We start from the raw sequence: 21,922 nt of genomic DNA, 5'->3' as shown, positions 1-21,922 counted from the left end.
CCTCAGAAGCTCGGTTTGGCAGCCGCCGGGGTCAGTTGGAGCTCGTGGCTCCAGCAGGACGGCGGCTGGGAGTGAAGGAACCAATAGGCGTCGGCGATCGCCGCGGGATCGATCACGTACTCGGGATGCTTCTGCGCGAAGTCGAGCGCGCGGGTCCCGGGCGAATCGATCAGGCCGTCGATGATCACGTTGGCGACGTGGACGCCGTGCTCGCCGTACTCCTCGGTGAGCACCTGGGCGAGATGGCGCATCATCACGCGCGGGTAGTAGAGGGACTGGCCGGTCTGGCGCTTGCGGCCACGGAAGGCGGCGGGGTTGTTCGTGATCAGGAAGGAGCCGCGCCCGCGCTCACGCATCGCCGGCAGCGCGGCCTGGGCGACGAGGAAGGGGCCGCGACTCGCGAGGTGCTGGGCGGTCTCGAAGATGTCGAGGGGGACGTGCTCGAGGAGCTCCTTGTCCGGCGGGAGGTCGCGACCTTCGAGGTAGCCGACGTTGTAGATGACGACGTCGGGGGCACCGATCGAACTCGTGACGTCGGCGAATCCCGCGGTGATCGAGTCCGCTTCGACGACGTCCATCTCGGTCGTCGAGGCGGAGCCGCCTTCGCTTCGGATGGCCGCTTCGAGGGCGGCCGCGTTCGAAGCCATCCGGGTCGTCAGCACGACGTGGTGTCCTTCGCTCGCGAATCGGAGGGCGAGGGCGCCGCCGACGCCCCAGCGCACCGTCGGCGGGAGGTCCGAGTCGTCGACGTCGCCGCCGTGGGCGAGGTGCGTATTGCGCCCGTCGGACTGCCACTTCGACGTCGCGCCGATGATCATCGCGACGGGTTTCGGATTCTCGGCCATCGGACTTCCTCGTCTGCGTCCGCTCCGAACGGTATCAGCTGAGCGGGGCGCGCTCGACGCCATCGCCCGGCTCCGCCGCGCCCCCTATTCTGGTGGACCGCCGAGGGAGGCTCCCATGTCCGACGCCCGCTTTCCGCGACTCCATCCCGTCCAGGTCTGCTTCGTCGTCGACGACGTCGAGACGGCCGTTGCGGAGTGCGTCGATCGTTTCGGCTGGGGTCCCTTCCATCAGTTCAGCGCGCCGGTTCCCGAGGCCCGCTACCACGACTGGGTCGGGGCGAAGGAGACGGACGTCGCGCTCGGGATGGCGGGTGGCGTCCAGGTCGAGCTGATCCACGTCCGGAAGGGCCACGACACGGTCGGCGCCTACCAGGCGCGCTACGGCACGGGCTTCCAGCATCTCGGGATCAGCTGCAAGGATCGCGAGGCCGCCGTCGAGGCGCTCGAGGGGGTCGGAGCGCGGCTCGACGACGCCGCGGAGTACCCCGGCATCCGCTTCGCCTTCATCGACACGCCGACGGGTCCCGGCATGTTCGAGCTGCTTCAGGAGACCGGGGACACGCCGCCCCCGGGCGAGGACGCGAAGGAAGGCGCGGGCACGGCCGCCCCGCCTGGCGTCCTGCTCGATCGCGCCACGATCGTGACGGACGATCTCGACCGCGCCCGTGCGTTCCACGCCGCGGCGTTCCGATGGGACGGCGTCGGGATCGAGACGGTGACGCTTCGGATCGACGGAATCGAGGAGCGCGTCCGTCGCGTCCGCGGGCCGGCGGGACAGCTCGAGCTCGAGCTGATCGAAGCGATGCCGGAAGGAGCGGGGCCCTACGCCCGACACCTCGCGCGTGGCGATCACGGGCTCGCGCACGCGGGCGGCGTCGCCGCGGACGGAGGCCTGCCGGACGGCGCAGCGCATTCGGGCGAATGGCTCGAGGACGGCGAACGCTTCGCGCTCTACGCCTGGTCGGGCGGCTCCGCGAGTCTGCAGATTCGCGCCTGAGGCGAGGGCGCTACTTGCCCTTCTGGAAGCGCGAACGCAGCCGCGCGTTCTCTCCCCGCGGCTGGAGATCCTCGAAGATCCGCTCGTAGCCGGTCTCCTTGATGAGCCACTCGCCGTCGATCTTCACGTACTCGTCGAGGTAGATCCCGGTTCCGTGCATCACGGTTCCGTTCGGCGCCCAGTCGGAGGCGAGCGCCGTGATCACGAAGTCCTCGAGATACCACTTGCCCGTGGCCGTCGTATCGCCCGTGATCTCGATCTCGGGCGTGTGGGCGTGGTGCATCGACACGATCTCCGGATTCCCGAGTCCGCGCGGATCCGACAGGAACTCGACGATCGCGTCGCGCCCTTCGTAGGCGTGCTTTCCGTCGCTGTAGACGCTTCGCGCGTCCGGCGCGAGGACGCTCCGCATGAGCGCCCAGTCCTTCGTGTCGACGGCGCGCTGGTAGCGGGCCTTCAGCTGCTTGATCGCTTCGATCTCGACGAGCCGTTGGGTCGCGTCCACGTCGGACCTCCTAGAGTCGCTTCAGCTGGCCGGCGTCGACGCGCAGGAACTCGCCGGTGACCATTCGCATGCGATCGCTCAGGAAGAGGACGACGACCTCGGCGACGTCGTCGTCCGCCGGAATCTCGCCGAGGGAGAAGAGCGACTCGATCTCGTCCTTCACGACGTCTTCGGCGACGCCCCGCTCGTTCGCCTGCCAGGTGATGTAGCCCTCGACCGGTGGGCCCCACATCCAGGTCGGGACGACGGTGTTCACGCGGATCTTCTTCGGGCCGAGCTCGGTCGAGAGCGCGATCGAAACCGCACGGAGCGCGCCCTTCGATGCGGAGTAGGCGAGCTGCGGCGAGGGCGGCGGGAGCTCCGTCGACTGCGAGCCGATCAGGACGACGGACCCGCCCCCAGCGCGTTCGAAGGCCGGCACGGCCGCCTTCACGAGCTGGACCGATCCGATGACGTTCACCTCCGTCGAGAATCGAAAGTCCTCGATCGGCGTCGTGTTCAGGTCGCCCATCGGCTCGGCGGCGGCGACCTGGGCTATTCCGTCGAGCGAGCCGAAGCGTTCCTCGGCGGCGGCGACGATGGCGGCGCAGCTCTCCGCATCCGTGATGTCGAAGGAGTGGGCGAGCACGCGCTCCCCGGTCGGGTCGAGCTCCTTGGCCGCGGCTTCCAGGCTCTCCGCCTTGCGCGCGCCGATCACGGCATTGCCGCCGTCGCGCAGGACGCGGCTGGCGATCTCGCGGCCGAGCCCCGGGCCCACCCCCGAGATCAGGATCGTCTTGCCTTCCAGGATCATGTCGTCTCTCCTTCGTCGAAGCCGATCAGCGACTCTAGGTCAGGCCGTGGTAGGGTCAACGTCGTCGATCAGGCTCGACGAACCGTCAGAGGAGGGACGATCCATGGCCGATTCCGAACACCCTGCCCGCCGCGCCGGGCTCCTCTCCCAGAAGCACGTCGCCGAAGGCAACCGCGACGCCTGGCTCGATCTGTGGGCCGACGAAGGGATGCTCGCGGACCCCGTCGGCGTCTCGCCCTTCGACCCGAAAGGCGAAGGTCACCAGGGCAAGGACGCGGTCACCGCTTTCTACGACAACGCGATCTCGAAGGTGAAGGTGAGCTTCGACTATCCGCGTTCGTACGCCTGCGCGAACGAGTGCGCGTTCATCGGGACCGTCTACACGACGCTGCCCGACGGAACCGAGAACGGCTCCGAGGGCGTCTTCGTCTACAAGGTGAACGACGAGGGGAAGATCCTCTCGCTGCGCGCGTTCTGGGAGCACGAACGACCTCGGCTCGACGGACCGATCCATCCGCCGGTCGGACGCGAGCGCTGACGTGCCGGCTTCGCGCGCGGAGATCGAGGAGGCCCTCGACGAGATGGATCGCCTCCGCGCGGCGTCGTCGAAGGCGGGCGACTGGACGATCTGGGCGGCCTGTCTCTCCGAGGACGTCGAATTCCACGACACGCTCTATGGGACCTATCGTGGACGCGAGGCGGTCTCGGACTTCGTCGTCCGCGTCCATGCTCCGTTTCCCCACCTCCGCTACGAACGCGACTGGTCGTTGATCGACGTCGATCGCCAGGAGGTGATCTTCCAGCAGTACATGATCCTGCCGGAGCCCGAAGGCTACGAGGGGCCGCGTTTCGCGACCGACGTCTGGTCGCGCCATCGATATGCGGGCGACGGACTGTGGAACCTGAAGCAGGACGTCACGCTCTCGAGCGCGCAGGCCGACGCGAACTTTCGGGCCTGGATGGAGGCGGGCGGGCGATTCGCTGCGCCGCCTCTCGCGCCCCCGGACGATCGAGGAGGCCGGTGATGTCCGCGCCGGGGAACGACTACACCACGCTGTCTGCGGCGATCGTGCCCGTCGAGGCCGAGCGCGCGGACGTGCTCGTGATCGGCGGGGGGTCGGCCGGGCTCTCGGCTGCGATCGCGGCGCGCGAAGCCGGGGCCGAGGTACTCGTTCTGGAGCGCGGGAGCGGCCTCTCCGGAACGACGACGCTCGCCGGCGGGATGCTCTACCTCGGTGGCGGAACGCCCGTCCAGAAGGCGAACGGCTTCGACGACACGCCCCAGGCGATGTTCGACTACCTGATGGCGAACACGCCGGAGCCCGACGAAGAGAAGCTTCGACTCTACTGCGACGAGAGTGTCGACCACTTCGCCTGGCTCCAGGCGCAGGACGTCCCCTTCACCGAGGGCTACTACGCGCCCAAGCATCACACTCCGCCCGGCACGAATTGTCTCTCCTGGTCGGGCAACGAGAAGGCCTGGCCGATCTCGGAGAACGCAGCCCCCGCCCCGCGCGGCCACAAGGTCGCACACGACACCGAGGGCGGCGCGCTCCTGATCCAGCGCCTGGGCGCGACGGCCGAACGCCTGGGCGTGCGCTTTCTCTACGACGCGAACGTGACGAACCTTGTCACGGACGAGGAGGGCGCGGTCGTCGGCGCGCGCTTCACCGTGTTCGGCGAAGAGCGCTTCGCTCGGGCGGCCCGCGGCGTCGCGCTCGCGGCGGGGGCGTTCTCGATGAACAAGGAGATGGTGAACGAGCTCTGCCCGACGCTCGCGCGGTACGGCATCCACCGCCAGGGCAATCCCAACGACGACGGCGCCGGGATCCGAATGGGCGTCGAAGCAGGCGGTCGCGCCGTCCACATGGAGAAGGCGTTCGTCACCGCGCCCTTCTATCCGCCCGAGAGCCTGATCAAGGCGATCTTCGTGAACAAGCACGGCGAGCGGTTCATCAACGAGGACTGCTACCACGCGCGGACGATGGACGCGGCGGTCGGCCAGCCCGACGGCGTCGTCTATCTGGTCTGCGACGAGACGACCTTCGGCCGCCCCGAGCTCGAGATGCAGCCGCTGATCGACGCGTGGGAGACGATCGAGGAGATGGAGCGGGACCTCGGGCTGCCCGAGGGCAAGCTCCAGGCGACGATCGAGCGCTACAACGGGTTCGCCGAGACCGGCGAGGATCTCGACTTCCACAAGCACGCGGACTGGCTCGCGCCGATCGCCACGCCGCCCTTCGCGGCGCTGCAGTGCTCGGTCGGCGAGTCGTACTACGTGGGCTTCACCCTCGGCGGACTCGACGTGTCGATCGACGCCGAGGTGCTGGGCGAGGACGGAGCACCGATCCCGGGGCTCTACGCGGCGGGCGCCTGTGCGTCGAACATCGCGCAGGACGGGGCCGGCTACTCGAGCGGGACCTGCATCGGCGAGGCCACGTTCTTCGGTCGGCGCGGCGGGCGGCACGCTGCTGGACGCGGGTAGGTCGATCGTCGCCGACCTCGTTGATCCAGCCTCAGGTCCCGCCTTCTCATCCCTGGCTGGTCGGGTCGCCCGCGACGCAGCTATCGTCGGCGATCCACCCGGAGGTCCCCCCGTGCCCCTGAATCTCGCGTCCAGCTGGGAGATCGTCGCCGACCGGAAGGGCGATCGCCTCGCGGTCCATTGCGGCGGCATCTCGCGGACCTGGTCCGAGCTCGAGGACCGCGCGGCCAGGCTCGCCCGCGCCCTCGCCGACGTCGGTGTCGGGGCCGGCGACAACGTGGCGATCGCGCTCTACAACGGCAACGAGTACATCGAAGCCGAGTTTGCTGCGATGAAATGTCGCGCCGCCCATTGCAACGTGAACTACCGCTATGTCGAAGACGAGCTCGCCTATCTCGTCGACAACAGCGACGCGAAGGCGGTCTTCTTCGACGACTCCCTGGCCGAACGCTTCGACAAGGTCCGGGGGCGGCTCGACAAGGTGAAGCTCTGGGTCCACGTCGGCGACGGGAGCTGTCCGGACTGGGCGGTCGCGCACGAGGCCACGATCGCCGCGAACGATCCGGCGCCGCGGATCGAGCGCAGCCCGGACGACCTCTGGCTCCTCTATACGGGCGGCACGACCGGCAATCCGAAGGGCGTGATGTGGCCCCACGGCAATCTGGCGACCCTCGCGCGTCGGACCCTGGCGCCGGCGGGGATCGAGCTGCCCGATTCACTCGACGGCGTTCCGGGCATGTTGGACCAGATCGAGGCGGTCGGCGGCGTGCCGCGACAGCTCGCCGCCTCGCCGCTCATGCACGGGACGGCGGGACTCACGGCGCTGATGACGCTCCTGCAGGGTGGGGCGGTCGTTTCCCTCGTCGGTCGGAAATTCGATGCCGACGAGCTCTGGCGGGTCGCGGTCGAGCAGAAGTGCACGACGATCAGCATCGTCGGCGACGTCTTCTGTCGACCGATGGTCGAGGCGCTCGAAGACGCAGAGAAGCGCGGTGAGCCCTACGACCTGTCGGCGCTCCGCGCGGTCGGCTCGTCCGGCGTGATGTGGACGCAGCCGGTCAAGGATCGGCTGCTCGTCTTCGCGAAGGCGTCGGGGGCGAACCTCGTCCTCAACGACTCGCTCGGCGCGAGCGAGGGCGTGGGCTTTGCCGCCAAGCAGTCGAGCGGCGGGGGCGACACCGAGACGGCGACCTTCACGCTCGGCCCCAACGCTGCCGTCTTCACCGAGGACGGTCGCCGCGTCGTGCCCGGGTCGGACGAGACGGGGCTCCTCGCGGTCACGGGGCCGATCCCGCTCGGCTACTACGGGGATCCCGTGAAGACCGCGGAGACTTTTCGCGAGTTCGAAGGGAAGCGCTGGTCGGTTCCGGGCGACTGGGCCCGGATCGCGGCGGACGGGACGGTGACGCTCCTCGGGCGCGGCTCGGTCTCGATCAACACGGGCGGCGAGAAGGTCTATCCCGAAGAGGTCGAAGAGGCGCTGAAGCTCCTGCCGGAGGTCGTCGACGTGAACGTCGTCGGGGTGCCGGATCCGAAGTGGGGCGCGGCGGTCACGGCGGTGCTCGAGGTCGCGGCGGGCTTCGAGGTCGAGGACAAGGAGCTCGTCGACAAGCTCCGCGGCAAGCTCTCGCCCTACAAGCTCCCAAAGAACATCGTCCGCGTGGAGAAGTTCTTCCGAAGCCCCAACGGAAAGTCCGACTTCAAGTGGGCGACGCGAACGGCCCGCGAAGCCCTCGGTCTTCCCGACGACGCCTAGCACGTAGTTCGATACGACACTCTTCATTCATGGGGGAGCGCAGTCGCTCCTCGAAAGGAAGCTCACGATGCGAATCGGAGTGATGGCCGGTGCGACGCCCGGCCCGGACGGAACCCTCGAAGGCCTCATCGCCCGCGCGCAGGACCTCGAAGCGCGGGGCTTCGCCTCGATGTGGATGGCGAACATCTTCGGCCTCGACGCGATCGGCGCCCAGGCGATCGTCGGCTGCAACACGGAGCGGATCGAGCTCGGGACCGCCGTCGTCCCGACCCCACCGCGCCACCCCGTCGCGATCGCGCAGCAGACGCTCACGACCCAGGTGGCCTGCGGTGGACGCTTCACCCTCGGAATCGGCCTCTCCCACAAGCTCGTGATCGAGGACATGCTCGGGCTCTCCTACGCGAAGCCCGCCCAGCAGACCCGCGAGTACATGGAGGTGCTCGGCCCGCTGCTCCGCGGCGAGCCCGCGAGCTTCCAGGGGGAGCACTACCAGGTGAACGCGGCGCTCGACGTCCCGGGCTCGACCGAGACCCCCGTCCTGATCGCGGCGCTCGGTGACCTCATGCTCAAGATCGCTGGCAGTCTCGCCCAGGGCACGATCCTCTGGATGACCGGCCCCGCCACGATCGAGGACCACATCGGCCCGAAGCTGCGCGCCGCGGCGACCGACGCGGGCAGGCCCGATCCGCGGATCGTCGCGGGCTTCCCGATCGTCGTGACCGACGACGAGGCAGCGGCGCGGGAGGAGATCGCGAAGGGGCTCGTCATGTACGGCCAGCTCCCGTCGTATCGCGCGATGCTCGACAAGGAAGGCGCGTCCGGCCCGGCGGACATCGCGATCGTCGGGAACGAGAAGCAGGTCGGCGAGGGGCTCGATCGCCTGCGCGACATCGGCGTGACCGACTTCGACGCGGCGATCTTCCCGGTCGAAGAGGGCTCGGAAGCGCGCACCCTCGACCTGCTCACGAGTCGTCTCTAGAACGCGCGCCTCGGAAGGAGTCCTGATGGAAACGCGAAAGATGGGCCGGCACGGCCTCGAAGTCCCGGTCTTGTGTCTGGGGACGATGACCTTCGGTCTGCAGGTCGACGAGGCCGGGTCCCGATCGATCCTCGACAAGGCGTACGACGCCGGGATGGTCTACCTCGACACGTCCGACGCGTATCCCCTCGGTGGGAGTACGGAGACGGCGGGCGAGACCGAAGCGATCCTCGGTCGTTGGATGAAGGACAAGGGCAATCGCGACGACCTGATCCTCACGACCAAGTGCTTCGCGCCGACGGGCCGCGGGCCGAACAGCTACGGGCTCTCGCGACAGCGGATCATGGACGCCGTGGACGGGAGCCTGAAGCGGCTGGGCGTCGACCACATCGACGTCTATCTCGCCCACATGGACGACGAGAACACACCCCTCGACGAGTCGCTCCGAGCCTTCGACGACATCACCCGCGCCGGCAAGGTCCGCTACGTGGGCTGCTCGAACTACTCGGCCTGGCGCCTCGGCAAGGCGACCCGGACCGCGGATCAACTCGGCGTTCCGGGATACATGATGATCCAGTCCCGGTACAACCTCCTCTATCGCGATCTCGAGATCGAGCTGCTCCCGATGCTCCGCGACGAGGGAATCGGTCTGATGGTCTACAACCCGCTCGCTGGCGGCATGCTGTCGGGTAAGTACAAGGCCGGGCAGGACGTCGAGGAGGGAACGCGTTTCGATCTCGGGGGCGCCGGCGCGATGTACCAGCATCGCTACTGGCAGGCCGCGCAGATCGAGGCGGTCGCGCGCCTGAAGGGCGAGGTCGAGAAGCGGGGTCTGAATCTGGTCTCGGTCGCGGTCGCCTGGGTCCTCGCCCAGCCCGGCGTGACGACGGCGATCATCGGCGCCTCGCGCGCCGACCAGCTCGACGCCAACCTGGCCGCCCTCGAGGTCGAGTTCGACGACGATCTCCGCGAGGTCTGCGAGCAGGTCTGGTGGACCCTGCCGCGGCGACCGGTCTCGCCGGGCTATCGCTAGGGAGCCGCAGATGATTCGGAAGCTGCTGATCGGACTCGTCGTCTTCGCGGCGCTCGTCGCCCTCGTTCCGCTCTGGTTCGCGACGCTCGGAAGGGCACCGGAGGACTCGACCCTCCAGCCGCCCTACGACGCGGCCTCCGCGCTTCCCCCGCCGCCTAAGGTCGCGACGCCTTCGAGCGAAGAGCGGAACGTCTTCTTCGGCGACCTCCACATCCACACGCGCCTGTCCCTCGACGCCTATCGCTTCGGCGTGACGGCCGGACCCGAAGACGCGTACGTCTACGCGAAGGGCGGGACGATCGAGCACGGGGTCGGCTACGCGATCCGCTTGAAGGAGCCGCTCGACTTCGCCGCCGTGACGGACCACGCCGAGTATCTCGGGGTGCAGGACGGACAGGGACTGGTTCTTCCGCTCCACGGAGGAAAGTTGCGGGAGACCCTGCTCGGGCGGAATCGACTCTCGGCGACGCTTCTCTTTCTCGAGACGATGGCGGAGTTCGAGCCGCCGTCGGTCAGCGGACAGAGCATGGGGCGCGACCCGGCGATCATGCGCGCGGCCTGGCAGCGGACCATCGATGCCGCGGAGCAGGCGAACGACCCCGGCGTCTTCACGAGCTTCGTCGCCTACGAGTGGTCGGCCGTCAGCGAGCCGGGTCTCGACAATCTCCATCGCAACGTGATCTATCGGAGCAGTCGCGCACCGGAGCTGCCCTTCAGCGCCATCGATTCGAAGGACGCCGAGGATCTCTGGGCGACCCTCGAGGCTCAGCTCGAGGAGGGGATCGAGGCGATCGCGATTCCGCACAACGGCAACGTCAGCAACGGCGAGATGTGGAAGGACGTGACGGTCGCGGGCGATCCCGTCGACGCGGACTACGCGGCGCGGCGAGCGCGCTGGGAGCCGATCGCCGAGATCTTCCAGGTGAAGGGGCAATCGGAGGCCCATCCCGTCCTGTCGAGCGAGGACGAGTTCGCGCGCTTCGAGCTCAACGAGAAGACCCTCAACTTCGAACAGCGCTACAGCGAGCCGCGCGGGAGCTACGCGCGCGACGCGCTGAAGCGCGGGCTCGCCTATCGCGCGACGCAGGGCTTCGACCCCTTCGACTTCGGCGTGATCGGGAGCAGCGACGGCCACGGCGCGAGCGCGCCGATCGACGAGGACGCCTTCCACGGGAAGCTGCCGCTGCTCGACGGCACGGCGGGCATCCGCATGGGCACGGCGACCCTGTTCCCGGAACAAGTGCGTGCCGCGTCGGCGTGGGGCTCCGGGGGACTCGCCGCGATCTGGGCGGAGGAGAACACCCGGGACTCGCTCTTCGAGGCGATGCGCCGGCGCGAGACCTTCGCGACCTCCGGCACCCGCATCCGGGTTCGCTTCTTCGCCGGCTGGGATTATCCGGCGGACCTCTTCGATCGCCCGGACGGAATCCGCGAGGCCTACGCCACCGGCGTCGCGATGGGCGATCAGCTCGAGGGGACGGGCGAGACGGGGCCGACCCTCGCGGTCTGGGCGGTCAAGGACCCCTTCGCGGCGAACCTCGACCGGATCCAGATCGTGAAGCTCTGGGTGGACGAGGCCGGCGAGCCGCAGGAGAAGATCTTCGACGTCGCCGCCTCGGATGGACGCGTCGCGGACCCGACGCGCCATCGGGTCGAAGCGCTCGAGAGCACGGTCGACGTCCCGAACGCCTCCTACACGAACAGCGTCGGGGCGACCGAGCTCGCCGCCGTCTGGCGGGACCCGGAATGGGATCGGTCTCGCCCCACCCGCTACTACGCGCGCGTGCTCGAGATCGAGACGCCCCGCTGGACGACCTACGACGCGAAAGCGCTCGGCATCGAAGCGCCGGATCCGACGACGGTGCAGGAGCGCGCCGTCACCTCGGCGATCACGTACCTGCCCGGTGAGTAGCGCCCGACGAACCGTCTAGGGAAACGAGACGCCCGTCAGCGCTTCGGACTTCGCCCAGAGCGTCTTCGCGTTCGCCTCGTCGTACGCCCACTTCTCGTATCCCTGTCGCGGAACCTCCTCGGAGATCGGCGGCGCGACGTGGCAATCGAGGAGGTACGCCCCGCCGTGCTCCGTGAGCTCGGCCGCGGTCGCCGCCCAGACGGACGTGGCGGCGCCCTGGGGCACGTTCTTCACCGCGATGCCGGCCTTCTCGAAGCCCTCGCGCATTCCCTCGACGACCGTGTCCGGAAGATGGCGAGAGAGGTCCGTCTGGATCACGCCCGGGTGGACGGAGAGCGAGAGCAGCCGATCGCCGAAGCGGCGCTGGAGCTCGGAAGCGAACCAGATGTTCGCCGTCTTCGAATGGGCGTAGGCGAGGTTCGGGTCGTAGTCCCGGCTCTCCCAGTTGAGATCGTCGACGTCGCAGGTCCCGCGGAGATGGGCCCCGGAGCTGAGCGTGACGACGCGCGCGCCCGGCGCGAGCGCCGGCATGAGGCCGGCCGTGAAGGCGAAGTGGCCGAGGTGGTTCGTCCCGAACTGGGTCTCGAACCCGTCCGCGGTCTTGCCCTCCGGGCACATCATCACGCCGGCGTTGTTGATCAACAGGTCGATCGTCCGACCGCCGTCGACGAAGGCCTTCGTGGCGGAGGCGATGCTCGAGAGCGACGCGAGGTCGACCTCGATCGAGTCGAAGGACCCGCCCGGGACCTGCTCGCGGAGCGCGGCGAGGGCGTTCTCGATCTTCGCGGGGCTGCGGCCGCCGATGGTGACGGAGGCGCCGACGGAGGCGAGGGCGCGGGCCGTCTCGATCCCGAGTCCGCCGGTCGCGCCGGTCACGAGCGCGTGCTTGCCGTCGAGTCGGATGCCTTCGAGGACCTGGTCCGTCGTCGATTCCGCGTTGAAGGCCATGTGCATCCTCCTTCGGGCCGTGTCTCAGGGAGTTCGCTTCAGGTCGGCCACGACGTCCGCCCACTGATGCGGGTCGGGATACCGATTGTGCGTCAGGCTCACGCCGTCGGCGATTCCCTCGAAGCGGACGCGCAGTTTTTCCGCGATCTCGTGGCGTTCGCCGACCACGGCGAGGGTGTGCAGGATCTCCTCGTCGATCAGGTCCGTCATGTCGTCCCACTTGCCCTGCTTGGACATGCGGTTGAGCTCTTCGTGGAGCTCGCCCCATCCGTGATGGACGAGCGTGGGCGCGTAGGCGGGCGTCGATCCGTAGAAGGCGAGCTGCTTGCGGGCGGCGAGCTTCGAGGCGGCGAACTCCTCCTCGGTATCCGCGGTCACGACGTTGATGGCGGAGAGGACGGTCAGGCTCTTGCGCGTTCGTCCGGCCTTCGCGAGCCCGCGCTCGAGCGCCGGCAGCGTGTTGGCGAGCAGGCTCTCGCGGGAGTTGAAGGGATGCGAGATGAATCCGTCCGCCACCTCGCCGGCCATCTCGGTCATGAGCGGGCCGAAGCCGCCGGTGAAGATCGGCGGCGGTCCGAACGGGTTCGGGCCGGGATCGAAGGCGGGGATCATGATCGTGTGCTGGTAGAACTCGCCGCGGAAGTCGAGCTCCGCCTGGCCCTCCCAACGCGCGAAGATCGCGCGGATCGCCAGCACCATCTCGCGCAGCCGCGCCGCCGGCTTCGACCAGGGCATGCTGAAGCGCTTCTCGATGTGCGGTCTGACCTGGGTGCCGAGGCCCAGCCAGAAGCGGCCGCCGGTGATCGACTGAAGGCCGTAGCCCAGGTTCGCGAGGTTCATCGGATTGCGCGCGAAGGCGATCGCGATCGCCGTCCCGAGCTGGAGCGTATTCGTGTGCTCCGCCGCGAGGGCGAGGGGCAGGAACGGGTCGTGCTTCGCTTCGAAGCTGAATGCGCCGTCGTATCCGATCTCTTCGAGTCGGGTGAACTGGGTGCGCGCGTCGCGCGGATCTTCGAGGGGTGCCGTCGTGTAGACCTTCATGCCGACACGCTAGCGAGACCGAGCGCGGCTCGGATGGTCCACGTAGATCGGGGAGGACCAGGCGCGCGGGCGGTCCGGGGCGAGGCAGTCGTCGGATCCGTCGCACGTGTTCACGGCGAGGCATCTTCCGGCCTCGTCGCGCTCGCAGTTGAGCGGGTCGCCGTTCGCGGTCGGCTTCTCGGGCTCGTAGACCCGCGCGTAGTAGACCGCGTCACGGCCGCCGGACTGGAACGCTTCGTCGGTGAAGGTCGCGACGCAGCCCGCCGGGTCGCCGTCGCACTCGAAGCTTCGCCACGGATCGTCCACGAGCGAGCCCACGTCCTCTCCTTCGAAGATCTGCGGCCGCACGCGGATCACGTCGATCCGCTCGATCGCTCGGCGCGCGTCGCCCGGGTGATGGCACTCGCCGAGACACAGCCGTTCGAGCTCCTCAGGCCCGAGCGAGTCGAGGGAGCCCTGCGGACAGCCGGCCTGCTGCTCGCGCGAGCCGACGGCGCGAACGCGGAAGGTCGGGTTCCCGGCGAGCTCGATCTCGGTGCCCATCGGTCGCTCGCCTTCTTCGGTCAGGAGGTCGAACCAGAGGAGGATGCGCGGGCCGCTCGTGCCGTAGGTCTCGCGACGTTCGAGGGCGCCCCAGATCGAATCGCGATCCCGGGCCGGCGCGTGGACGGCGACGAGACCCCCGGTGTACTGGAAGGAGCCGGCGCGCTCGGAGTCGGCGAGGGCGGTCAGCGGCGACGTGGCGCCCGGATCGATCGGACGTGAGCGGCCCGGCCGTTCCGCGTCCTCGCCGGGACCGGAGCGGAGGTCGTCGACGAGGGCGGAGGCGCTCTCGGGGTGGTCGAACCCGCCGTCGGTCATCGCGAGCAACTCCTTGTAGCCCGTGCCGGGCCGCGCGGAGTGGTTGTCGCTCGAGGCCATGAAGCCCATCCGGAATCGCCGCGGCGCGTTCGGGTCCTCGTCGAAGTTGCCGAGGGCCGCGATGTACTGGGCGGAGCCGGTCGGGACATAGCTGAAGCTCGGCTGGTCGCAGTCGCGACACATGCCGGCGTCGAGCCACTCGCGGGCGTCGCCGTTCTCGATCGTCGCAACATAGTCCTTGCCCGCCTTCATGGCGTGCTGCCGGGCGAGCTCCGCACGCCCTTCGCACTCGAGCTCCGGGGTGCCTTCGCCGAGGCAGCGCTGCATCACGATCCGGCCCGCCTGGCGGCAAGGCGGCAGATAACCCGGCGTCTCTTCCGGACAGACGAGGTGGCCCGCCGCGGAGATCTCGAAGCCGCGGAACGAGCGGTAGACCTCGGAGTCGCCGTGGCCCGAGTAGACCTCGAGGAGGGTCTGCCGATCCGGGTCGTGCATGTCGCCTTCGAGCTGTTTGTCCCAGCTCGAGTTCGGCGGCGTGTAGATCCCCCAGGCCGTGCCGTGCGGGATCACGATCGCGTCGTGTCCCCACTCGTCGAGCTTCCGGTAGAGGTCCGCCGGGGTCGGTGCGACTTCCTGGCAGTCTGTTCCGAGCTCCGTCACGTGACCGTCGCCGCAGACGGGCGTCTCGGAGCGGGAGGCGATCCGCAGATTGAGGTCGTCGAATCGGTCGTCGACGAAGGAGAGCGCGCCCCGGGTCATCGCCCCCAGGCTCGAGAGCAGGATCGAGCCGGGCTTCGCACCGATCGGGCGCGTCGGGATCCGTTCGTCGTCGGTGTGCGCGAGGACCACGTTCTTGTGTCCGTAGTGGCCGTCCGGGGTGAGTCCCGCCTGCGTCCACTCCCAGCCGAGGAACGCCACCGTATCCGGATTCGAAGGGTCGCCCGACTTCGCGTTGCACTCGCGGATCGCGGCGACGGTGTTTGTCCAGTCCTCGGGGTAGATGCTGTTCGCGTGGTCGTTGATCGACCAGAAGTCGAGGGCGGCGCAGTGTCGCGCGAAGTCGCAGGCGTCCGCCGGGCTGAGCGCGCCGGCTCCGCCCATCAACGGAAGGTTCATCACGAACGCGTCGCCGGAGAGCGTCGTGTGGACATGGAAGTCGCCGAAGAGGATCTGTTCGCCGGAGGGGGCGGCAACCGCGCGTGCCGCGGCCTGCTGGTCCGCGACGGCCTGCGCCACGACGGTGGCGTCCCGGGAAACGCCCTTCGGCGACGTGCCCTCGCCGTCGACCTCGCCGAAGAAGCCGGTCCCCGCGATCCAGACCGCGACGACCGCGATCAGCAGCAGGATTCCGAGTCCGATCAGCGCGCTCCGCATGGCGTCTCCTCCCCGCACGACTCGCTTCCGAAGCCGGCGGCCCGATGAACCTCGAGGACGCTATCGCCTCATCGCCGCCGGGCCCACCCGTTCGAGCAGCGCCTTTTGCCTCGCGACGTTGGCCGGATCGTCGAGGGCGCCGACGCCCAGGCCATCGAGGGCGCGTTGGGACAGGAAGTAGCCCGTCGTGACGTTGAACATCGCGACGACGCCGATCGCGAGCTGCGCGCGATCGACCGGTTCGCGCGTCGCGCTCCGTGCGGTCTCCACGCCCTGGGCGAGCAGACGGTCCAGCCAGTCCCGCATCAGCTCCTGGCCCGGCGTATCTCCGTCGTGGAGCGCCTGCTGGAAGAGCGCGGCCATCTGGGGATGCTCGAGCAGGACGTCGGTGATGGCCGTCAGGAGTCGTTCGAGCGTGCGGCTTCCGTGGGCGTCCTCGATCGCGTCGGCCATGGCCTCGGTCATGGGCGTGAGCGCGCGGTCGAGCACCGCCGCATAGAGATCGCGCTTGCTCGCGAAATGGTTGTAGAGCCCCGGTTGCTGGATCCCGGCCCGCCGCGCGATCTCGCGCAGCGACGCTCCCTGGAAGCCCGACTCGGCGAAGACCGCTTCCGCAGCGTCGAGGATCCGCGCCGCGGTCCGCTCGCCTTTCGTCGTTCCGGACGCTTCGAGGTTCTCGCTTCGCGCTGCGGGCATGAGGGGCTCCTCCGCGGGGGTTCAGCGACCGAGGTAGCTCTTCGCGAACGCGTCGATCGCCTGCTGCTTCGCCGAGAGCGAGTCGAAAGCGGGGTCGCCAGCGGGCCAGGCGAACGCGAGGGTGCTCGTCACGCCGCGCTCGCCGAGCTCCGCGTGCAGATCGGGCGAGGGCTCCGCGTTCGGGATGACGAACACTTCGAAGGGCTCTTCCCGCGGCGGGGCTTCGGCGCGCATCGCCGCGAGGCGCTCGAGCAGGGCATGCACCTCCGGCAGGTCGTAGTTCATGCCGAGCCAGCCATCCTGTCGGACGGCCCGGGCGAGCGCCGCGTCGCTCTTCCCGCCGACCCAGATCGGGACGGGCTTCGCGGGTCGCGGCGCCATCCCGGCCGGGGCGAAGTCGAAGAACTCGCCATGGAACTCGACGGACTCCTGCGTCCAGAACCCGCGCACGATCTCGAGCATCTCGTCCATGCGACGGCCGCGCCGCGCGACCGCCTGGCCCATCAGCTCGATCTCCTCGAAGAGCCAGCCGGCGCCCACGCCCATGCGGAAGCGGCCGTCGGAGAGGACGGCGAGGGTCGCCGCCTGCTTGGCGACCGAGAAGGGCTCGCGCATCGGCAGGATGTAGACGTAGGGCATGACCTCGAGCGTCTCGGTCGAGGCGAGGATCGCCGCGGCGAAGGTCATCGGATCCGGGAAGCTCGATCGGTGATCGAAGGGCGCCGGGGCGCCGGAGGGGTGGATCGAATCGAACCGGACGGGCACGGCGACGTGATCGGCGATCGCGACGCCGCGCAGGCCGGCGGCTTCGGCGTGGCGCGCGAGATCGACGTACTGCCTCTCGTCTTCGCCGGTCAGGTAGAGCCAGTAGTCCATGCGCGAATCCTCCTTACCGGCGCGATCCGCCCGGGTTGCGAGAAAATTATCACACGATAATTTTGGACTCCACTGCAGGAGGCCCATCATGGGAGCGAGTCCCCCGCGCGTCGCCGACGTCGTGAATGCCGATGCCACGCTGATCGGCCGGAAGGCCTGGAGCGATCCCGGGCTCTACGAGCTCGAGAAGAAGGGCATCTTCGGGAAGAGCTGGCTCTTCCTCGCCCACGAGACGCAGATCCCGAACCCGGGCGACTTCGTGCAGGCCTACATGTGCGAGACGCCGATCATCGTCGCTCGCGGTCGCGACGGCGGGATCCACGCCAACGTGAACAGCTGCGTCCATCGCGGGCTGCCCGTCTGCCGAGCGGACCACGGCAACGCGAAGAGCTTCGTCTGCCCCTACCACAGCTGGAGCTACTCGGTCGAAGGCAAGCTCCAGTCGATTCCGCAGGAACGCCATGTCGAGGGAAGGACCGACAAGTCGAAGCTCTCGCTCAAGGCCGTGCCGCGGGTCGAAACCTGGCACGGGATGATCTTCGGCTCCTTCGACCCCGAGATCGAGCCCCTCGAGCAGTATCTCGGAGACCAGCGCTGGTACCTCGACGCCTTCTTCGAGCGCTTCGAGAACGGGATCGAGTTCGTCGGCTCGCCGCAGCGATGGGTGCTGAACGCGAACTGGAAGCTCCCGATGGAAAACCAGCTCGGCGACGTCAACCACGGCCCCTTTCTGCACGCCGCCGTCATCCCGCCGGAGGCGAACGCCGAAGTCTTCGATCACGGCTATAGCTGCGTGGCGCAGCCGGGGCACGGGGCGACGTTCCGGTTGATGCCCGAGGATGCGCCCCTCGAGAGCGTGGCGTGGGGCTTCGAGGGGATGGCCTCTCTGCTCTCGCCCGAGATCCACGAGTATCTGCGCGAGCTGCAGATGAAAGCGGAGGAGCGCGTCGGCCCGATTCGCGCGCGGATGAAGGGGCTGACCTACGGCGTCTACCCGAACCTGTCCTTTCTCTGGTCGAACACCGCGTTCAAGGTCTCGCATCCTCGCGGCCCGGGGAAGGTCGAGTACTGGTCGTGGTCCGTCGTGCCGTCGGACGCGCCGGAGGAGTACAAGCGGATCCTGCGTGGCAACCACACCGCGTTCTTCGGTCCGGGCGGACTCCTCGAGCAGGAAGACTCCGAAGCGTGGACCCAGCAGTACCTGGGGAGCGCGATCGACTTCGCGGACGACCGGCCCTACTTCTACGGGCTCGGCGTCGGGGAGGAGAAGCCCCACCCGGACCTGCCGGGGCTGGTGAGCGTGACCGCGAACGAGTTCTACGCGCGGAACTTCTACCTGCGTTGGCGGGATGCGCTGATGGCGGTGGAGGAGGGCTGATGTCGGACGATTTCCGAGCGAGCCTGGAGCTCCAGCACGAAATCGAACAGTGGTACTACCGCGAGGCGCGGCTCCTCGACGGGCGCGAGTACCAGAAATGGCTCGCGCTCTGCGCGCCCGAGATCCGATACGTCGTTCCCGGACGCGGAAACCCCCTCGTCGACAACGCCCTCCGCGGAACCGAGGAAATGATCAGCGTCGAACGGGAGCTCGAAGAGCGCGACGGGGACCGACTGCCGATCCGCGACGAGACGCTCCCCTATCTGATGCTCCGGGTCGAGCGCGCCTTCAAGCCCAACTCCTGGTCCGAGAATCCACCGGCGCGCACGCGCCGACTCGTCGGGAACGTCGAGATCACCGGGACCGAGGGCGAGACGTTCTCGGTCGTGAGCGCCTTCCATCTGCACTGGACGCGCCCGGGAAGCGCGACCTTCCTCTATGCGGGTCAGCGGCGAGACGTGCTGGCCCGAGCGGAGGGCGGCTCCGCCGGCGATCTACGGATCGTCCGCCGCGAGGTGATCCTCGACATGGCGGACATCGAGTACCCGACGCTCGGCCTCTTCTTCTAGCGCCCGGCTAGAAGCGGTAGGCGCCTGCGGCTAGAAACGGTAGGCGCCCGCGGCTAGAAACGGTAAAAGAGCCCGCCGCCGACCGAGGCGTGCTCGAGGGCGTGGATGTTGCCCTTCGGGCGCATGTAGTCCGTCGAGAAGCGCACGCCGACCTGCTCGGTCAGGTGGAAATCGAAGCCGCCGCCGACCTTCCAGAGGAAGTCGGTGCCGTCCTCGAACATCACGCCGAGGCGCTGCGCGTCCTCGAGGTTCGCGTACATCGCGCCGATCCCGACGACCGCGAAGGGCTCGAAGCGCCCGAGCGGAAGGATCGCGCGGACGGACGCCGCGAAGGTCATCGTGTCACCGTCGACGAAGGTGCCGCCGTTCTCGTCGAACGCGACGTCGGTCAGCCATTCGAACTCGGCTTCGGCGGCGACGTACTTGTGCACGCGGTAGCCGACGAACACGTCGTAGCCGATCGAGAAGTCGTGCTCGATGCTGTTCTGGATGCCGAGCGTCGACCCGGGGCCGGTTCCGGGAACGCGCGGGATCTCGAGGCCGAGCGGCACCAGCTGTTCTTCCAGGTCGTCCGCCAGGACGAGGAAGCGTCCGCCGACGAGGCTCGCGCCGAGGTACGGGCCTGTCCGCGACCAATCGACCTCGCCTTCTTCCGCGAGTGCGCTCGTCGGAGCGAGGACGCAGAGAAGGAGGAGCCCGGCCAGGGGCAGGCAAAGCGAACGGAGGGAGGGGCGCATTCTGAGGCTCCGGAGCAGGGAGGGGCCGCGATTCGGGTTCTCGCGGTCGGGCCAGAATAGTGAGACGCCCGGAGCGCCGCCAACGCGGAAGTTCGACCCTCGAGCCGGTTGGAGGGAGCGGATGTGGGGGGATTCTGCGCTCTCGGGATCGCGCGGGCGGTGCCTTCCGATGGCCAGGCAGGATCTGACGGAGCGTCGGCCTAATGGCGCTTCGTCGACCGCGGACGAAGTCGCGCGCTCCAGCCCGCGCAGTCCGACTACTCGCTCCCGAGCTGTCTCCGGACGAGGAGGTGGTGCGGGCCGAGCACGATCTGGTCGAGCCAGGCACGGGGCGCGCTCCGTTCTCCCAGGTTCGGAAGGTTCGCGCGTGCTTCCGTCGCCTTGCGACGAATGCCGGACCAATCGGGCGGCGCGGAATCGAGCTCGGCGTCGAGGGTGTCGAGGATCTCGACGGCCAGACGAGGCAGGATCGGCGTGAACACGGCGCGGACACCGTGCCAGGCCTCGCGGAAGAGGAGCTTCATCTCGAGCGCCGGGTCTCGATCTTCGGGATAGAGCGCCCGCTGCTCCTCCTCGCCGGCTTCCAGCACGTCGAGGGCCTGTCGCAGCAGGACCATGCGTTCGATCTCGTGGATGTTTGGCGGATGCATTCCGTTCGAGAGTAGAGCATCGGACGTGCGATACTGCGAGCGCGGAGGAATCGCCTTGAGTGGAGTCGGCCGAGAGGCGGGCCCGATGCTCCTGTCCTGGAGCTCGGGCAAGGACAGCGCGTGGGCGCTGCACGTATTGCGGCGGAGCGGGGCCGATCTGCGGGGGCTGATCACGAGCTGCAATGCGGAGCACGATCGCGTGGCGATGCACGGGGTGCGTCGCTCCCTCCTCGAAGCGCAGGCCGAGGCGATCGGGTTGCCGATCGAGTGCGTCGAACTTCCCTTTCCTTGTACGAACGAGGAGTACGAGACGCGCATGGACGCGGCCTTCCTCCGCGCGAAAGGAGAGGGCGTGCGTGCGGTCGCGTTCGGGGACCTCTTCCTCGAGGACATCCGGGACTACCGCATCGAGCAGATGAAGCGCGTCGGCCTCGAGCCGGTCTTTCCGATCTGGGGGAAGGAGACCCGCGCGCTCGCCGGGGAGATGATGGGCGCCGGCATTCGTGCGGCACTGGCCTGTGTCGACCCGAAGCAAATCGATCGCGCGCTCGCGGGGCACGACTGGGACGAGTCGCTCCTCGCGCGCCTGCCCGAAGGCGCCGACCCCTGCGGCGAGAACGGCGAGTTCCACACCTTCGTCTACGACAGTCCGGACTTCGCCGCCCCGATCCCGATCGAGTGCGGAGAGATCGTCGAGCGGGAAGGCTTCGTCTTCGCGGACGTCGTTCCGGCCGAGGGCTAGACGACGACGGCCGGACGATCGCAGCGGTGTCGAAGCCGACGGATCCCGGCGCTTCAGCTCGCCGGATCGTCCGCCCAGAGATAGATCTGGTCCATCGTGACCGGGCGCTCGGCGATCCCGTCGAAGCCGGGATGGCCCCCCGCCGCGTAGCTGTCCTCGCAGGTCACGAGCCCGTTCTCGTCGAAGCCCCACACGATCATCAGGCGCGACAGGTAGAGATAGTGCGCGTCCTCGTCGGGGACCGGAATGCCCATCGCCGCGAGGACCTTGCCCGGGTACGCCATCTTCATGTCGCCCTCGGTCGTGATCACGTCGCGGCCGACCGCCATCCGGTCGACGGCGTGCTCGATGTGATTGCAGCCGGAGCCGACGATCCCGGAGTAGTAGGCGGCGACCCCGTCCTTGCCGGTCGGGCTGTTCGCGTCGGCGTCGCCGTCGGTGTAGCTGGTGTAGCTGGCGTCTTCTGCGACGGTCGCCATCAGCGCGTCGAAGTCCGGCTTCGCCTCGGCCTTGGCGTGGGCGACGATCGTCTCGAGGTTGCGCCGGCGGATCGGGTCCGTCTCTTCGGCGAGCATACGCTCGGTCATCTCCCAGTTCTTGCGGCAGTCGATCACGTAGCTCACGGCAGATTCCTCGCTCGTTGGACTCGTGAGACGGTACCGAAAACGGTGGAGCCGGGATGGGGGAGGGCGCCCAGTCCCGAGTGGGGGTTCCTCCCGAGTCGCCTTCACCCCTTTCGCGCATT

Annotated in this window: 22 protein-coding genes; 11 read left to right on the top strand and 11 right to left on the bottom strand. The window is 68.7% G+C overall.

Translation table 11 applies throughout. The annotated features are described in order from the left end of the window. Positions 1-2: 2 nt before the first annotated feature. Positions 3-845, bottom strand: coding sequence for an SDR family oxidoreductase (locus NXI30_02285; protein MCR9093022.1), 843 nt, complete (start codon positions 843-845; stop codon positions 3-5). Between the two features lie 115 nt (positions 846-960). Here NXI30_02285 and NXI30_02280 point away from each other — a divergent pair, with 115 nt between their 5' ends. After that, a complete protein-coding gene (locus NXI30_02280; protein ID MCR9093021.1) occupies positions 961-1,842 on the top strand; it encodes a VOC family protein in 882 nt (293 codons plus the stop codon). 10 nt (positions 1,843-1,852) lie between these two features. Here the strand turns inward: NXI30_02280 and NXI30_02275 are convergent, their stop codons facing one another. Together NXI30_02275 and NXI30_02270 are read right to left on the bottom strand one after the other, a co-directional pair. Then, positions 1,853-2,347, bottom strand: coding sequence for a nuclear transport factor 2 family protein (locus NXI30_02275; protein MCR9093020.1), 495 nt, complete (start codon positions 2,345-2,347; stop codon positions 1,853-1,855). Between the two features lie 10 nt (positions 2,348-2,357). Next, positions 2,358-3,140 carry an SDR family oxidoreductase gene (locus tag NXI30_02270; protein MCR9093019.1) on the bottom strand — a complete coding sequence of 261 codons (783 nt, stop codon included), beginning with the start codon at positions 3,138-3,140 and terminating at the stop codon, positions 2,358-2,360. Positions 3,141-3,243: 103 nt separating this feature from the next. Here NXI30_02270 and NXI30_02265 point away from each other — a divergent pair, with 103 nt between their 5' ends. From NXI30_02265 to NXI30_02235, 7 genes are all read left to right on the top strand, one after another. Continuing rightward, positions 3,244-3,678 (top strand): nuclear transport factor 2 family protein, encoded by a 435-nt coding sequence (locus NXI30_02265; GenBank protein ID MCR9093018.1) that lies wholly within the window; start codon positions 3,244-3,246, stop codon positions 3,676-3,678. Between the two features lies 1 nt (position 3,679). Next, the gene (locus tag NXI30_02260) at positions 3,680-4,165 is read left to right on the top strand and encodes a nuclear transport factor 2 family protein (GenBank protein MCR9093017.1); all 486 of its coding nucleotides are present in this window, start codon (positions 3,680-3,682) and stop codon (positions 4,163-4,165) included. Next, on the top strand, positions 4,165-5,625 hold the full coding sequence (locus NXI30_02255) for an FAD-binding protein (GenBank protein MCR9093016.1): 1,461 nt from the start codon (positions 4,165-4,167) through the stop codon (positions 5,623-5,625). Before NXI30_02260 ends, NXI30_02255 begins: the two co-directional genes overlap by 1 nt. Before the next feature lie 112 nt (positions 5,626-5,737). After that, complete coding sequence (locus NXI30_02250) at positions 5,738-7,381, top strand: AMP-binding protein (GenBank protein MCR9093015.1); 1,644 nt, start codon at positions 5,738-5,740, stop codon at positions 7,379-7,381. Positions 7,382-7,448: 67 nt separating this feature from the next. Continuing rightward, entirely contained in the window at positions 7,449-8,360 is a 912-nt protein-coding gene (locus NXI30_02245) for a TIGR03564 family F420-dependent LLM class oxidoreductase (protein ID MCR9093014.1), read from the top strand. Positions 8,361-8,385: 25 nt separating this feature from the next. After that, complete coding sequence (locus NXI30_02240; GenBank protein ID MCR9093013.1) at positions 8,386-9,393, top strand: aldo/keto reductase; 1,008 nt, start codon at positions 8,386-8,388, stop codon at positions 9,391-9,393. A 10-nt stretch (positions 9,394-9,403) separates the two neighbouring features. Further along, positions 9,404-11,305, top strand: a complete 1,902-nt coding sequence (locus NXI30_02235; protein MCR9093012.1) for a DUF3604 domain-containing protein — start codon at positions 9,404-9,406, stop codon at positions 11,303-11,305. Between the two features lie 15 nt (positions 11,306-11,320). Here NXI30_02235 and NXI30_02230 read toward each other — a convergent pair whose 3' ends face one another. From NXI30_02230 to NXI30_02210, 5 genes are read right to left on the bottom strand one after another with little or no spacing between them, the layout of a single operon-like run. After that, positions 11,321-12,253, bottom strand: coding sequence for an SDR family NAD(P)-dependent oxidoreductase (locus tag NXI30_02230; GenBank protein MCR9093011.1), 933 nt, complete (start codon positions 12,251-12,253; stop codon positions 11,321-11,323). Positions 12,254-12,277: 24 nt separating this feature from the next. After that, positions 12,278-13,294 (bottom strand): TIGR03617 family F420-dependent LLM class oxidoreductase, encoded by a 1,017-nt coding sequence (locus tag NXI30_02225; GenBank protein ID MCR9093010.1) that lies wholly within the window; start codon positions 13,292-13,294, stop codon positions 12,278-12,280. Positions 13,295-13,303: 9 nt separating this feature from the next. Further along, positions 13,304-15,529: a DUF3604 domain-containing protein gene (locus NXI30_02220; protein ID MCR9093009.1), complete on the bottom strand. Its 2,226-nt coding sequence runs from the start codon at positions 15,527-15,529 to the stop codon at positions 13,304-13,306. 60 nt (positions 15,530-15,589) lie between these two features. Further along, complete coding sequence (locus NXI30_02215; protein ID MCR9093008.1) at positions 15,590-16,225, bottom strand: TetR/AcrR family transcriptional regulator; 636 nt, start codon at positions 16,223-16,225, stop codon at positions 15,590-15,592. A 21-nt stretch (positions 16,226-16,246) separates the two neighbouring features. Further along, positions 16,247-17,101 carry a TIGR03619 family F420-dependent LLM class oxidoreductase gene (locus NXI30_02210; GenBank protein MCR9093007.1) on the bottom strand — a complete coding sequence of 285 codons (855 nt, stop codon included), beginning with the start codon at positions 17,099-17,101 and terminating at the stop codon, positions 16,247-16,249. Positions 17,102-17,189: 88 nt separating this feature from the next. Between NXI30_02210 and NXI30_02205 the strand changes: the two genes are divergently transcribed. Both NXI30_02205 and NXI30_02200 read left to right on the top strand, forming a co-directional pair. After that, positions 17,190-18,479 carry an aromatic ring-hydroxylating dioxygenase subunit alpha gene (locus NXI30_02205; protein ID MCR9093006.1) on the top strand — a complete coding sequence of 430 codons (1,290 nt, stop codon included), beginning with the start codon at positions 17,190-17,192 and terminating at the stop codon, positions 18,477-18,479. Then, positions 18,479-19,048: an aromatic-ring-hydroxylating dioxygenase subunit beta gene (locus NXI30_02200; GenBank protein ID MCR9093005.1), complete on the top strand. Its 570-nt coding sequence runs from the start codon at positions 18,479-18,481 to the stop codon at positions 19,046-19,048. Before NXI30_02205 ends, NXI30_02200 begins: the two co-directional genes overlap by 1 nt. A gap of 53 nt (positions 19,049-19,101) precedes the next feature. Here NXI30_02200 and NXI30_02195 read toward each other — a convergent pair whose 3' ends face one another. Next, entirely contained in the window at positions 19,102-19,785 is a 684-nt protein-coding gene (locus tag NXI30_02195; protein ID MCR9093004.1) for a porin family protein, read from the bottom strand. Between the two features lie 257 nt (positions 19,786-20,042). Further along, positions 20,043-20,402: a hypothetical protein gene (locus tag NXI30_02190; protein MCR9093003.1), complete on the bottom strand. Its 360-nt coding sequence runs from the start codon at positions 20,400-20,402 to the stop codon at positions 20,043-20,045. A 118-nt stretch (positions 20,403-20,520) separates the two neighbouring features. On the opposite strand from NXI30_02190, the gene NXI30_02185 reads away from it, so the two are divergent. After that, entirely contained in the window at positions 20,521-21,177 is a 657-nt protein-coding gene (locus tag NXI30_02185) for an adenine nucleotide alpha hydrolase (GenBank protein ID MCR9093002.1), read from the top strand. Between the two features lie 53 nt (positions 21,178-21,230). Here the strand turns inward: NXI30_02185 and NXI30_02180 are convergent, their stop codons facing one another. Then, a complete protein-coding gene (locus tag NXI30_02180) occupies positions 21,231-21,800 on the bottom strand; it encodes a nuclear transport factor 2 family protein (protein ID MCR9093001.1) in 570 nt (189 codons plus the stop codon). Positions 21,801-21,922 lie beyond the last annotated feature (122 nt).

This window comes from bacterium (genome assembly GCA_024742285.1).
GTDB lineage: Bacteria > Myxococcota_A > UBA9160 > UBA9160 > UBA4427 > UBA4427.
Note: the sequence above shows the minus strand (reverse complement) of the source record. Positions and strands in the feature narration are given on the sequence as shown.

Coding starts and splice junctions, on each gene's coding strand:
- NXI30_02225 (MCR9093010.1), bottom strand. CDS start 13,294: ATGAAGGTCTACACGACGGCACCCCTCGAAGATCCGCGCGACGCGCGC.
- NXI30_02190 (MCR9093003.1), bottom strand. CDS start 20,402: ATGGTCCTGCTGCGACAGGCCCTCGACGTGCTGGAAGCCGGCGAGGAG.
- NXI30_02185 (MCR9093002.1), top strand. CDS start 20,521: ATGCTCCTGTCCTGGAGCTCGGGCAAGGACAGCGCGTGGGCGCTGCAC.
- NXI30_02200 (MCR9093005.1), top strand. CDS start 18,479: ATGTCGGACGATTTCCGAGCGAGCCTGGAGCTCCAGCACGAAATCGAA.
- NXI30_02270 (MCR9093019.1), bottom strand. CDS start 3,140: ATGATCCTGGAAGGCAAGACGATCCTGATCTCGGGGGTGGGCCCGGGG.
- NXI30_02195 (MCR9093004.1), bottom strand. CDS start 19,785: ATGCGCCCCTCCCTCCGTTCGCTTTGCCTGCCCCTGGCCGGGCTCCTC.
- NXI30_02210 (MCR9093007.1), bottom strand. CDS start 17,101: ATGGACTACTGGCTCTACCTGACCGGCGAAGACGAGAGGCAGTACGTC.
- NXI30_02205 (MCR9093006.1), top strand. CDS start 17,190: ATGGGAGCGAGTCCCCCGCGCGTCGCCGACGTCGTGAATGCCGATGCC.
- NXI30_02255 (MCR9093016.1), top strand. CDS start 4,165: ATGTCCGCGCCGGGGAACGACTACACCACGCTGTCTGCGGCGATCGTG.
- NXI30_02220 (MCR9093009.1), bottom strand. CDS start 15,529: ATGCGGAGCGCGCTGATCGGACTCGGAATCCTGCTGCTGATCGCGGTC.
- NXI30_02230 (MCR9093011.1), bottom strand. CDS start 12,253: ATGGCCTTCAACGCGGAATCGACGACGGACCAGGTCCTCGAAGGCATC.
- NXI30_02265 (MCR9093018.1), top strand. CDS start 3,244: ATGGCCGATTCCGAACACCCTGCCCGCCGCGCCGGGCTCCTCTCCCAG.
- NXI30_02245 (MCR9093014.1), top strand. CDS start 7,449: ATGCGAATCGGAGTGATGGCCGGTGCGACGCCCGGCCCGGACGGAACC.
- NXI30_02280 (MCR9093021.1), top strand. CDS start 961: ATGTCCGACGCCCGCTTTCCGCGACTCCATCCCGTCCAGGTCTGCTTC.
- NXI30_02215 (MCR9093008.1), bottom strand. CDS start 16,225: ATGCCCGCAGCGCGAAGCGAGAACCTCGAAGCGTCCGGAACGACGAAA.
- NXI30_02235 (MCR9093012.1), top strand. CDS start 9,404: ATGATTCGGAAGCTGCTGATCGGACTCGTCGTCTTCGCGGCGCTCGTC.
- NXI30_02285 (MCR9093022.1), bottom strand. CDS start 845: ATGGCCGAGAATCCGAAACCCGTCGCGATGATCATCGGCGCGACGTCG.
- NXI30_02240 (MCR9093013.1), top strand. CDS start 8,386: ATGGAAACGCGAAAGATGGGCCGGCACGGCCTCGAAGTCCCGGTCTTG.